The 10,737-nt window shown below is 68.1% G+C and carries 15 protein-coding genes; 11 read left to right on the top strand and 4 right to left on the bottom strand.

Annotated features, from left to right (window positions below; translation table 11 throughout):
• Positions 1–107 precede the first annotated feature (107 nt).
• The 8 genes from pnuC to LJ760_RS09655 all read left to right on the top strand — a co-directional run bounded on the left by pnuC (position 108) and on the right by LJ760_RS09655 (position 5,936).
• Positions 108–791 carry a nicotinamide riboside transporter PnuC gene (pnuC, locus tag LJ760_RS09690; protein WP_227922216.1) on the top strand — a complete coding sequence of 228 codons (684 nt, stop codon included), beginning with the start codon at positions 108–110 and terminating at the stop codon, positions 789–791.
• Positions 791–1,888, top strand: a complete 1,098-nt coding sequence (gene ribD, locus LJ760_RS09685; protein WP_227922209.1) for a bifunctional diaminohydroxyphosphoribosylaminopyrimidine deaminase/5-amino-6-(5-phosphoribosylamino)uracil reductase RibD — start codon at positions 791–793, stop codon at positions 1,886–1,888. The genes pnuC and ribD overlap by 1 nt, the downstream gene beginning before the upstream one ends.
• Positions 1,866–2,489, top strand: coding sequence for a riboflavin synthase (locus LJ760_RS09680; protein WP_227922207.1), 624 nt, complete (start codon positions 1,866–1,868; stop codon positions 2,487–2,489). The genes ribD and LJ760_RS09680 overlap by 23 nt, the downstream gene beginning before the upstream one ends.
• Complete coding sequence (ribB, locus tag LJ760_RS09675) at positions 2,486–3,124, top strand: 3,4-dihydroxy-2-butanone-4-phosphate synthase (protein WP_227922204.1); 639 nt, start codon at positions 2,486–2,488, stop codon at positions 3,122–3,124. The genes LJ760_RS09680 and ribB overlap by 4 nt, the downstream gene beginning before the upstream one ends.
• Positions 3,121–3,780, top strand: coding sequence for a GTP cyclohydrolase II (gene ribA / locus LJ760_RS09670; protein ID WP_227922202.1), 660 nt, complete (start codon positions 3,121–3,123; stop codon positions 3,778–3,780). The genes ribB and ribA overlap by 4 nt, the downstream gene beginning before the upstream one ends.
• A 27-nt stretch (positions 3,781–3,807) precedes the next feature.
• Entirely contained in the window at positions 3,808–4,290 is a 483-nt protein-coding gene (gene ribH, locus LJ760_RS09665) for a 6,7-dimethyl-8-ribityllumazine synthase (RefSeq protein WP_227922199.1), read from the top strand.
• A 27-nt stretch (positions 4,291–4,317) separates the two neighbouring features.
• Positions 4,318–4,731 (top strand): DUF1801 domain-containing protein, encoded by a 414-nt coding sequence (locus LJ760_RS09660; protein WP_227922197.1) that lies wholly within the window; start codon positions 4,318–4,320, stop codon positions 4,729–4,731.
• A 119-nt stretch (positions 4,732–4,850) separates the two neighbouring features.
• Positions 4,851–5,936: a DNA alkylation repair protein gene (locus LJ760_RS09655; RefSeq protein ID WP_227922195.1), complete on the top strand. Its 1,086-nt coding sequence runs from the start codon at positions 4,851–4,853 to the stop codon at positions 5,934–5,936.
• Here the strand turns inward: LJ760_RS09655 and LJ760_RS09650 are convergent.
• A complete protein-coding gene (locus tag LJ760_RS09650; RefSeq protein WP_227922193.1) occupies positions 5,933–6,307 on the bottom strand; it encodes a PadR family transcriptional regulator in 375 nt (124 codons plus the stop codon). The two genes, LJ760_RS09655 and LJ760_RS09650, sit on opposite strands and share 4 nt — an antisense overlap.
• 1 nt (position 6,308) lies before the next feature.
• The gene (locus LJ760_RS09645; protein WP_227922190.1) at positions 6,309–6,749 is read right to left on the bottom strand and encodes a hypothetical protein; all 441 of its coding nucleotides are present in this window, start codon (positions 6,747–6,749) and stop codon (positions 6,309–6,311) included.
• A 100-nt stretch (positions 6,750–6,849) separates the two neighbouring features.
• Here LJ760_RS09645 and LJ760_RS09640 point away from each other — a divergent pair, with 100 nt between their 5' ends.
• Positions 6,850–8,103 carry an MFS transporter gene (locus LJ760_RS09640; RefSeq protein WP_227922182.1) on the top strand — a complete coding sequence of 418 codons (1,254 nt, stop codon included), beginning with the start codon at positions 6,850–6,852 and terminating at the stop codon, positions 8,101–8,103.
• Between the two features lie 64 nt (positions 8,104–8,167).
• Here the strand turns inward: LJ760_RS09640 and LJ760_RS09635 are convergent, their stop codons facing one another.
• Both LJ760_RS09635 and LJ760_RS09630 read right to left on the bottom strand, forming a co-directional pair.
• Positions 8,168–8,710, bottom strand: coding sequence for a GNAT family N-acetyltransferase (locus LJ760_RS09635; protein ID WP_227922180.1), 543 nt, complete (start codon positions 8,708–8,710; stop codon positions 8,168–8,170).
• A complete protein-coding gene (locus LJ760_RS09630) occupies positions 8,707–9,057 on the bottom strand; it encodes an ArsR/SmtB family transcription factor (protein WP_227922176.1) in 351 nt (116 codons plus the stop codon). Before LJ760_RS09630 ends, LJ760_RS09635 begins: the two co-directional genes overlap by 4 nt.
• 93 nt (positions 9,058–9,150) lie before the next feature.
• Here LJ760_RS09630 and arsB point away from each other — a divergent pair, with 93 nt between their 5' ends.
• Both arsB and LJ760_RS09620 read left to right on the top strand, forming a co-directional pair.
• Entirely contained in the window at positions 9,151–10,308 is a 1,158-nt protein-coding gene (gene arsB, locus LJ760_RS09625; protein WP_269436541.1) for an ACR3 family arsenite efflux transporter, read from the top strand.
• Positions 10,305–10,721 carry an arsenate reductase ArsC gene (locus LJ760_RS09620; protein ID WP_227922172.1) on the top strand — a complete coding sequence of 139 codons (417 nt, stop codon included), beginning with the start codon at positions 10,305–10,307 and terminating at the stop codon, positions 10,719–10,721. Before arsB ends, LJ760_RS09620 begins: the two co-directional genes overlap by 4 nt.
• Positions 10,722–10,737 lie beyond the last annotated feature (16 nt).

Raw genomic sequence — 10,737 nt, 5'->3', positions numbered from 1 at the left:
GACCCTTCGAGGTCCCCTTTTGCAGGGGTGACCCCTCGAACCGGTCGCACCCCGGCGACGCATCGTACTGTCGTACCCCCGGAGCACCCGCTCAGGGATAGGACGACATGGATTTTCTACGGTGGCTCTTCGAGGCACAGCTTCCGGTGGGCTCAAGCTCACTGCTGGTGCGCGAACTTGTGGGCAACATCTTCGGGCTGCTCAGCGCCTTCGGCGGTATGCGCCGGAAAGTCTGGGCCTGGCCCGTCGGCATCCTGGGTAACCTGCTCCTGCTGACCGTCTTCCTCGGCTCCGTCTTCGGCGGCGCCGATACCGCCACACTGCTGGGCCAGGCCGGCCGGCAGATCATGTTCATCGCAGTATCGATTTACGGCTGGCGGCGCTGGCAGCAGAGCAAAACCAAGGGCGAGGCCGCCGTCACCCCGCAGTGGGCCACCGGCCGTCAGCGGATCGGGCTGGTCACCATCATGCTGCTGGGCACCGTCGCCCTGACCCCCGTTTTCGCCCGGCTGGGTTCCTACGAACCGGTGTGGGCGGATGCCTGGACCTTTGTCGGGTCGCTGCTGGCCACCTACGGTATGGCCAAAGGCTGGGTTGAGTTCTGGTTGATCTGGGTGGCCGTGGACATAGTGGGTGTGCCCCTGCTCTTCAGCACCGGCTACTACGCCACTGCCTTTATGTACCTCTTCTACGGCTGCTTCACCCTTGCCGGGTTCTTCGTCTGGTGGAAAGCCAAGCGGAACGAGAAGCCGCAGGTGGAGGTCCTGATGCCGGACCCGCGGACCCGGTAATGCCCGGATTCGGCGCGGCCGAAGCAGCGGCCATGGAAACCGCCCTGGGCCTCGCGGCCCAGGGGGTGCGCGGCGCCAATCCACTGGTGGGCGCGGTGATCCTCGACGCCGACGGCGGCATCCTCGCCACCGGTTACCACCGCGGCGCGGGCACGGCGCATGCCGAGGCCGACGCGCTGGCCCGCGCTGCAGCATCGGGAGTGGAGGTTCGGGGAGCCACGATGATGGTCACCCTGGAACCCTGCAACCACACCGGACGCACCGGACCCTGTACGCAGGCGATCCTTGCCGCAGGCCTGGCCCGGGTGGTCTTCGCTGCCGCGGATCCCACGCAGGCCGGCGCCGGGGGAGCAGCCGCGCTTCGGTCCGCCGGCGTGGAGGTGGCTTCCGGGCTGCTGGCCGGACCCGCCGAACAGCTCAACGCCCGCTGGTTCCGCGCCGCTGCCGAGCATCGCCCGTTTGTGACAGCGAAGATCGCCCAGAGCCTGGACGGCCGGATCGCCGCCGCAGACGGCACCAGCCAGTGGATCACCGGGCCCGAAGCGCGGCAGGACGGCCAATCGATCCGCTCCCGGGTGGACGCCATCCTGGCCGGCACCGGCACCGTGCTGGCAGATGATCCCCTGCTGACCGCCCGGACCCCCGACGGCGCGGAGGACACACAGCAGCCGCTGCGCGTCGTCGTCGGCCGGCGCCCCGTTTCGGCGGACGCCGCCGTCCGCGGTTCCGACGGCAGGTTCCTGCAGCTGCAGGAACACAATCCGGCCGTCGTGGCCGCCGGCCTGTACACCCGCGGGGTCCGCCACGTGCTCATTGAGGGCGGAGCCACCCTGACCAGCGCCTTCCTGCGGGCCGGACTGGTGGATGAACTCGTGGTCTACACCGCTCCGCTGCTGCTTGGCGCGGGGATTGCCTCGGTCGCCGGCCTGGGCGTGCAGACCCTCGGCCATGCCCCGCGCTGGCGGTGGGACACCGCGGCGGGCGGCGCCGTCGTGCAGCTGGGCCGGGACCTGCGCCTGCGGCTGGAACCGGAGCCCGACTCATTCAACAACCCCCCACACAAAGGACTCATAGATGTTCACCGGCATAGTTGCTGAACAGGGCAGCGTGGTCTCCCTGTCCCCGAATACCGACGGCGACGGCGCGGTCCTGGTCGTCACGGCACCCGCCGCCGGCGCGGCCCTGGAGCCCGGCGGATCCATTGCCGTCAACGGCGTGTGCCTGACCGCCACCCGGATCGAGGACGGGACCATCAGCATGGATGTGATGGGTGAAACCCTCGCCCGCACCACCACCGGAGACCTGCAGGCCGGCCGGAACGTAAACCTGGAACGCTGCGTGCCCGCCGGCGGACGGCTGGACGGGCACGTGGTGCAGGGACACGTGGACGGCGTGGGGACGTTGCTCGAGCGCGAATCCCTAGGCAGCTGGGACCGGCTGCGCTTCGCCGTGCCTGCCCGGCTGGCTCGGTACATCGCGGAGAAGGGATCGATAGCCGTCGACGGCGTCTCCCTCACCGTTACGGCGGTCAGTCCGGCCGACGCAGGGGAACACTGGTTCGAGGTCGGCCTGATTCCCACCACGCTGGCCGAAACCGGACTCGGCGCGCTGGAACCGGGTGGACGGGTGAACCTGGAGGTGGACGTGCTGGCGAAATACGCCGAACGTCTGCTGGCATTTACGCGGAGCCCGCAGTGAGCGCGCAGGCCATCGTGCTGAACTCCGTGTCCGAGGCCGTCGAGGCCATCGCTGCCGGCCGCGCCGTCGTCGTCGTGGACGACGCCGACCGCGAAAACGAGGGCGACATTGTCTTCGCCGCCCAGCACGCCACCCCCGAACTGATGGGCTGGACCATCCGCCACAGCTCCGGCGTCGTCTGCGTTCCGCTGCCCGGCAGCTACGCGGACCGGCTGGAGCTGCCGCCCATGACGGCCGTGAACCAGGACGCCAAGGGCACCGCCTACACGGTCTCCTGCGATGCCGCCGCGGGCACCAGCACCGGGATCAGCGCCTCGGACCGCTCGCTCACCGCCCGCGTCCTGTCCGACCCGGCCGCAGATCCGGGATCCCTGCACCGCCCGGGCCACGTCTTTCCGCTGCGCGCCGCCGACGGCGGGGTCCTGGTCCGCCGCGGGCACACGGAGGCCGCGGTCGACCTCGCGCAGCTGGCCGGCTGCACCCCGGTGGGTGTGATCGCCGAACTGGTCCACGACGACGGCGAGATGATGCGGCTGCCGGCCCTGCGGAAGTTCGCAGACGCGTACGCCCTTCCGCTGATCTCCATCGAGGACCTGGCCCAGCACCTGCACCTGCGGAAAGGAAGCGGCGAATGAGCGAAGCAGCAGCTTCCGCGCCTGTCCTGCCCGGACCGCCGGTGCAGCTGCCCACCGCCTTCGGCGACTTCACTGCCACCGCGTGGACGGACACGCGCACCGGCGTCGAACACCTGACTCTCTCCGCGCCCGGCACCGAGACTGAGCTGGCCGGCGGCCTCGGCGAAGGCGCCCCGCTGGTGCGGCTGCACTCGGAATGCCTGACCGGGGATGTCTTCGGGTCTTTCCGCTGCGACTGCGGGGAACAGCTGGAGCAGGCGATGGAACTGGTGGCATTGCACGGCGGCACCATCGTGTACCTGCGCGGCCAGGAAGGCCGGGGGATCGGGCTGGCCAACAAGCTGCGGGCCTACGCCCTGCAGGAAGCCGGGGCGGACACGGTGGAAGCCAATGAACAGCTCGGACTGCCCGTGGACGCCCGTGACTACCAGGCCGCCGCGGACATCCTGCACCAGCTGGACCTGCACCGAATCCGGCTGCTGACCAATAACCCCGCCAAACGGGACTGGATGCGCCGCTTCGGCATCGAGGTGGAAGCCATGGTGCCCTCCGAGGTGCCCATCCGGGCCGAAAACGAGCGGTACCTGCAGACCAAGCGGGACCGGATGGACCACCACCTCACCCTGCTGCGCACCAAACCCGTGCAGCAGAGTTAACCGACTTCGAGCAAGGAGCAATACACCATGAGCGGACACGGCGCACCGGAAAACGACGTCAGCAGCATCAAGGCGCAGGGCCTGGAGATTCGGGTGGCGATCGTGGCCGCCAGTTGGCACGCTCAAATCATGGACGGCCTCATCGGCGGGGCGCTGCGTGCAGTGGAAGATGCCGGCCTGCGGCCGAAACTGATCCGGGTCCCGGGCAGCTTCGAACTGCCCGTCGCCGCCGCCCGGCTGGCCCCGCACTACGACGCCGTGGTGGCACTCGGCGTCGTGATCCGCGGCGGCACGCCGCACTTCGACTACGTCTGCTCGGCGGCCACCACCGGCCTGACCGAGGTCAGCGTCCGCACCGGCACCCCGATCGGTTTCGGCGTGCTGACCTGCGACACCGAGCAGCAGGGCCTGGACCGCGCCGGCCTGCCCGGTTCATCCGAGGACAAGGGCTACGAGGCGGTGGCAGCTGCGGTGACCACCGTGGCTGCGCTGCGCGGGGCGGGGGTCTAAACCGGCACGGCAACAAGGAGGCAGATCATGGAACCAACAAGCACCAGCGTCAGCAGCTTCATCGACGGTGTGGCATCGCCCGTACGCCGGCGCGACGCCCAAACGCTGGTCCAGCTGATGACGCGGATCACCGGCGAGGCGCCCGCCATGTGGGGGCCGTCGATTGTCGGCTTCGGCAGCTACCACTACAAATACGCCAGCGGCCGGGAGGGGGACGCCGGCGCGGCGGCATTCTCGCCGCGCAAGGGCGCCACCACGGTTTACCTTCCTGACGGCCTGGACGCGTACACGGAGCAACTGTCCCGGCTCGGCGACCACAAGACGGGTGCGGGGTGCCTCTACCTTACGGATCTCGGCAACGTGGACATGTCCGTGCTGGAGGACATTATCGCCGAGTCCTACCGTCGCGTCAGCGCAGATGATTTCGGCAGCGGTGGCTGAATCCGGTAACCAGTAGATTAGGGATAGGCCTACCCGGCCCGGGCAAAGGGCAATCGGATCCAGTTAGCTGCCCGCCGGATATCAGAGGCAATGGAAAACGGGGGAGCACCATGGGCGCGATGGATGATTTGCTGGGTCCGAACGAGGTGAAAGTGCTGCATGATGCGCTGGCCTCTGCCGCTCCGGGCGTGAAGTGGGGCGGTGTGCTGGCCACCCGGGCCCGGCTGGAACCGTTGTCGCTGCGCGGCCGGACCGACGCCGTCGCGTCCGTCCTCGTTGACGCCCTGGGCACCTATCCGGCAGCTGCCACGGCGTTCCGTTCCGCGCTGGAGGATCCGACCTTCACCGGCTGGGCGCTGTGGCCGGTCACCGAGGCAGCAGTCACGTTGGCACTGGCCGACGGCGGCACCCCGGCCTTCGACGATGCCCTGGCCCTGCTCGCGGAACTGACCCCGCGGCTCACCAGCGAGTTCGCCATCCGGCGGCTGCTGCAGGCCGACCACGAAAGGGCGCTGGACATCATCCGGACCTGGACCGCCCACCCCAACGAGCATGTGCGCCGGCTGGCCAGCGAGGGAACCCGGCCCTACCTGCCCTGGGCCGTCCGGGTACCGTTGCTGCTCGCTACATCCGGGGCCACGCTGCCGATCCTGGATGCGCTGCACAACGACGAGTCCGAATACGTGCGCCGGTCCGTCGCCAACCACGCCAACGATCTCGCGCGGCACGCGCCCGAGCTGGTGCTGACGGCGGCCGCACGCTGGCAGCAGACCGGCACGCCCGGCGCCGCTTGGGTGGTGCGGCGCAGCCTGCGCACCCTGGTTAAAAAGGGCCATCCCGTCGCACTTGAGCTGATGGGTTTCACACCGGCGGAGGTGGGCATCACCGAACTGCGGGCTGAAACAGCTGCCCTGCAGTTGCCCGGTGTGCTCGCTTTCGACTTTGTCGTGACCAATACCGGCGACGCTCCGGCCCGCCTGTCGGTTGATTACGCCGTGCATTACGTCAAGGCGAACGGGTCCACGGCGGAGAAGGTCTTCAAGCTGACCACCGTGTCCCTGGAACCGGGGGAGTCCCGGCCGCTGCGGGGACGGCACGGCTTCCGGCAGATGACCACCCGGCGGCATTATGCCGGAGCGCATGCCCTGGAGGTGCAGGTCAACGGCGTCCGGCACGGGCGGCTGGAGTTTGAGCTGGTGCTCTAGTTTCCGGCACCCTCCCCGCTGCGCGGCGGGGAGAAACCGACGAGGCTGTCGTTGATGCCGGCCAGGAACCGTGCGCCCACCGCGGTCAGCGAAATTTCCTTGCGCTTGGCTCCGGTCCGGGGTGCGGCAACCTCCGCGCTCTGTAGGAAGCCGGAATCCTGAAGCCGTTTCAGGCTCCGGTACATGCTCCGTTCGGTGATCGTCCATCCGGTGGCCGACGCGACGCCGGCTGCAATCCGGGCGACCGTCACCGGCTGCGCAGCTTCAACGACCCGCAGGATCACCGGCGTCAGCATCGATTTCTTATACGTCTCCACCCAGGACTCGATCCGGGCTTCCACCCATTCCTCGTCCTCCGTGGGGCGGGCCATCTCAGTCCTCCCAGCCGCGGCCCAGGACTGCGCCGGTGAGGTGGATCAGCAGGCCGAGCCCCCATGCCGCGCTCATCACCAGGGTCGCGCCGAACCAGGGGGTTGCCAGAAGTTCGGCGGCAGCAGCTCCGTCGCCCCCGGCGGTGAACGCCCGCAGCACGGCGTGCACATTGAACGAGGTTGTCACGGTGACGAAGGCGATCGCATGCGCGACGGCGAAACCGAAGCGGATCCGGGTGACCTTCCGGGCGTTTCGCCACATCCAAAGGGCAATCCCCACGGCGACGACGGCGGTAAGGCCCCCTGCGAGGAGGTCGACATCGCCCCCGGTCAGGGAGATCACCGCCTGGACGAGCAGCATGGCCGCAACCAGGGCGAGTGTGTACGGCAGCAGAATCGAGCGGGCATTGACGGTGGCCTGAGGCAGGGTGTTTGTGTCCATGCCGGGGACTGTACCAGTGGAACAGTACCGGCGGTAGGGGTAATTGCCGCGGCGCTTTAAGTGCTGGGATGCCCGCGTTGATACGGGCTATTCTCGGGGGATGAAGACCAACGTGCTGGACGAGGCGCGCCGCGTCTCAGTTCAGCGGCGTACCCTCGCCGTGGTTGTCCTCAGCCAGATTCTCGGCGGGGCGGGACTGGCCGCAGGTGTCACGGTGGGGGCACTTCTGGCTCAGGACATGCTTGGATCGGAGGGGTTGGCCGGCCTGCCGGCGGGGCTGATCACCCTGGGCTCCGCACTGGCTGCCTACCTCGTAGGAAGGGTTACCCAGCGGGCCGGACGGCGCATTGGACTCGGAGCCGGTTTCCTGACCGGCGGCCTCGGTGCCCTGGGCGTGGTCCTGGCTGCCGTGGTGGACAGCCCCCTTCTGCTGTTTGCGGCCCTGTTCCTTTATGGGGCGGGAACGGCCACCAATTTGCAGGCCAGATATGCCGGAACGGACCTGGCGCTGCCGGACCGCAGGGGACAGGCCATCAGCATTGCGATGGTCTCGACGACGTTCGGGGCGGTTGCCGGACCCAATTTGGTGACGCCCATGGGCCGCTTCGCCGAGGACCTCGGTATCCCTGCCCTGGCCGGCCCCTTCCTCCTTGCCGGAGCAGCGTTCCTGGCCGCCGGCGTCGTCCTGCTGGTACTTTTGCGCCCGGATCCGTTTTTTCTGGCACGCCGGTTGGAGGACCGGACGGCGGACACCGTGCCGGGCGACGTCGGTGCGCCGGCAGCCCGGCCGGGGGTCGGAGTCTACGTGGGTGCCGCCGTGATGGTGCTGACCCAGATCGCGATGGTGGCGATCATGACCATGACGCCGGTGCATATGCGGGCCCATCACCATGACCTTGCCGCGGTCGGGATGGTCATCGGGGTGCACATCGGCGCGATGTATCTGCCGTCGCTTGTCACGGGTGTCTTGGTGGACAAACTCGGACGTACTCCAATGGCTATCGCCTCCGGGGTCACCCTGCTCTTGGCCGGAGTCACTGCGGCCCTCGCGCCGGGTGGATCCCTGGGCCTGCTGCTCCTCGCCCTGGCACTGCTCGGCATGGGCTGGAACTTCGGCCTGATTGCCGGCACGGCACTGGTAGTTGATAACACGTCGCCGGAGATCCGTCCCCGCGTCCAAGGCAAGATCGACGTGCTGGTTGCCTTGGCCGGGGCCGGTGGGGGAACCCTGTCCGGTGTGGTTATGGCCGGCACCAGCTACGCCGTACTTGCCCTCTCGGGCGGCATCCTGGCCTTGCTGCTGATCCCGGTGCTGTTTTGGGCCCGGCGCAGCAAGGCAGTGGAAAGGTACTAGTCGCGGACGGCGGCTACCGCTTTGATCTCCGGGCCGGTTCCGCTGCCTTGGTTGAGGGGCCGACTTAGTCGGTTCCGGCGGAACCGCTGCGCCGTTCCAGGAACAGGGTGTCCCGCCATTCACCGGCGTGCGGTCCGTGGCCCATTTTCGCCACGCGCTGGCGCCTGCCAACCACGCGGAAGCCCGCTGCCTGGTGCAGGGCGAGGCTGGCCATGTTCTCCGGAAAGATACTGCACTGAAGCGTCCAGATTCCCGAGGTCTCCGCGGACACCACCAAGGCACGCAGCAGAAGCCTTCCGATGCCGCGTCCTCGGGCGGCGGGGGCGATGTAAACAGAATGTTCGACGACGCCGCGATAGGCATCCCGGGTGGAAACGGGTGAGGCCGCTGCCCATCCCAGGATGCCGCTTCCTGTGTCGGCGACAAGCCGGAGTCCGGCCAGATGGGCGGAATTAAAGGCTTCCCATTCGGGTACCGCGCTCTCGAAGGTGGCCTGCCCGGTGGCAATCCCCGCCGCGTAGATGCTGCGCACCGCGGGCCAGTCCGAAGCCAGCAGGGGCCGGACGAGTACCGCGCCTTCCGGCACAGCGGCAGGGGTGCTGCTCACCGGGGAGAGAGGACCGCGGCCGCCCGCTCCAGCGCACCCGGCACGATGGAGTAGTAGGCCCAGACGCCGCGCTTCTCGCGGTGCAGGATGCCGGCGTCGACCAGGATCTTCAGGTGGTGGGACACCGTCGGCTGCCCGAGGCCGATCGGTTCGGTGAGGTCGCACACGCACGCTTCTTTGTTCTCCTGGGCGGCGATCAGTGAGACCAGGCGCAGGCGGGTCGGCTCGGCCACGGCCTTGAGCAGCTGGGCGAACCGCTGGGCGTCTTCGATGCTCAGCGCTTCGGAGGTCAGCGGGGTGCAGCAGGCCTCGACGGCCGGAGCGGGAACTGTCAGTGCAGAGGTCACCTGCCCATTATGCACAGATTGACAGGTATCGATATATCCCGGGATACTCGACATCGAAGGATATCGATATTCTTCAATATAGTTCGCCTGTCGATGTCCCGTCCCGATGTCCCGCCGAGGAGCTTTGTGAGCACGTCCACCGCACCACCCCAGACCGGCCAGGTCACCGCCCGGCTTTCGACGCTCGACCGGTTCCTGCCGCTCTGGATCCTCGCCGCGATGGCTGCCGGGCTGCTGCTGGGCCGGCTGGTTCCGGGCATTGGTCCCGCACTGGACTCGGTGAAGGTGTCGAATGTGTCGCTGCCCATCGCCGTCGGACTGCTGGTGATGATGTATCCGGTGCTGGCCAAGGTCCGGTACGACGAAACCTCGCGGGTGATTGCCGACCGGAAACTGATGGTCACCTCACTGGTGCTCAACTGGGTCGCCGCTCCGGCATTTATGTTCGCCCTGGCCTGGATCTTCCTGCCCGATCTGCCCGAATACCGCACCGGGCTGATCATCGTGGGGCTGGCCCGCTGCATCGCCATGGTGATGATCTGGAACGACCTGGCCTGCGGTGACCGCGAAGCCGCCGCCGTGCTGGTCGCCATCAACTCCGTCTTCCAGGTTTTGGCCTTCGGCGCGCTGGGCTGGTTCTACCTGCAGGTCCTGCCCGGCTGGCTCGGCCTGGAAACCACCAGCGCCGGGTTCTCCTTCTGGGCCATCACGGTAAGCGTGCTGGTTTTCCTGGGCATCCCGTTGCTGGCCGGCTTCCTCACCCGCACCCTTGGCGAAAAGGCGAAGGGCCGTGACTGGTACGAGGCCACGTTCCTGCCGAAGCTTGGCCCTTGGGCGCTCTACGGCCTGCTGTTCACCATCGTGCTGCTGTTCGCCCTGCAGGGGGATGAAATCACCTCGAACCCGCTCGACGTCGCCCGCATCGCCCTGCCACTGCTGGTCTACTTCCTCGTGGTGTTCGGCGCCGGCATGCTGCTGGGCAAACTGCTGGACCTGGGTTACGCCCGCACCACCACGCTGGCCTTCACCGCCGCCGGGAACAACTTCGAACTCGCCATCGCCGTGGCGATCGGCACCTACGGCGTGACCTCCGGACAGGCGCTGGCCGGCGTCGTCGGCCCCCTGATCGAAGTGCCCGTCCTGGTCGCCCTGGTCTACGTCGCCCTTTGGGCGCAGAAGAAATACTGGCCCGCCGCCACCCCTGCCCTTGCTCCCTCTCCAAACGCTTCCACAGAAAAGACGACCCGATGAGCACCGAAACCGCCGCCAAGCCCTCCGTCCTGTTCGTCTGCGTGCACAACGCAGGACGGTCGCAGATGGCCGCCGCGTACCTGCGACACCTCGGCGAGGGGCGGATCGAAGTCCGCTCCGCCGGCTCCGCGCCGGCCGACTCGGTCAATCCCGCCGCCGTTGAAGCGATGGCCGAAGAGGGCATCGACATGTCCGCCGAGCTGCCGAAGGTGCTGACCACCGAGGCCGTGAAGGAGTCCGACGTCGTAATCACCATGGGCTGCGGCGACGCCTGCCCGATCTTCCCCGGCAAGCGCTACGAGGACTGGAAACTCGACGACCCCGCAGGCCAAGGCGTCGACGCCGTCCGCCCCATCCGCGACGACATCAAGACCCGGATCACCGCACTCATCGCCGACCTCCTGCCGGCTTAGCAAAACCTTCGTACTC

This window comes from Arthrobacter sp. zg-Y895 (assembly GCF_020731025.1).
GTDB lineage: Bacteria > Actinomycetota > Actinomycetes > Actinomycetales > Micrococcaceae > Arthrobacter_B.
Note: the sequence above shows the minus strand (reverse complement) of the source record. Positions and strands in the feature narration are given on the sequence as shown.

Bases quoted from the DNA above. Each gene is read 5' to 3' on its own strand.
- pnuC (WP_227922216.1), top strand. From the start codon at position 108: ATGGATTTTCTACGGTGGCTCTTCGAGGCACAGCTTCCGGTGGGCTCA.
- ribD (WP_227922209.1), top strand. From the start codon at position 791: ATGCCCGGATTCGGCGCGGCCGAAGCAGCGGCCATGGAAACCGCCCTG.
- LJ760_RS09680 (WP_227922207.1), top strand. From the start codon at position 1,866: ATGTTCACCGGCATAGTTGCTGAACAGGGCAGCGTGGTCTCCCTGTCC.
- ribA (WP_227922202.1), top strand. From the start codon at position 3,121: ATGAGCGAAGCAGCAGCTTCCGCGCCTGTCCTGCCCGGACCGCCGGTG.
- ribH (WP_227922199.1), top strand. From the start codon at position 3,808: ATGAGCGGACACGGCGCACCGGAAAACGACGTCAGCAGCATCAAGGCG.
- LJ760_RS09660 (WP_227922197.1), top strand. From the start codon at position 4,318: ATGGAACCAACAAGCACCAGCGTCAGCAGCTTCATCGACGGTGTGGCA.
- LJ760_RS09655 (WP_227922195.1), top strand. From the start codon at position 4,851: ATGGATGATTTGCTGGGTCCGAACGAGGTGAAAGTGCTGCATGATGCG.
- LJ760_RS09650 (WP_227922193.1), bottom strand. From the start codon at position 6,307: ATGGCCCGCCCCACGGAGGACGAGGAATGGGTGGAAGCCCGGATCGAG.
- LJ760_RS09645 (WP_227922190.1), bottom strand. From the start codon at position 6,749: ATGGACACAAACACCCTGCCTCAGGCCACCGTCAATGCCCGCTCGATT.
- LJ760_RS09640 (WP_227922182.1), top strand. From the start codon at position 6,850: ATGAAGACCAACGTGCTGGACGAGGCGCGCCGCGTCTCAGTTCAGCGG.
- arsB (WP_269436541.1), top strand. From the start codon at position 9,151: ATGTCCCGTCCCGATGTCCCGCCGAGGAGCTTTGTGAGCACGTCCACC.
- LJ760_RS09620 (WP_227922172.1), top strand. From the start codon at position 10,305: ATGAGCACCGAAACCGCCGCCAAGCCCTCCGTCCTGTTCGTCTGCGTG.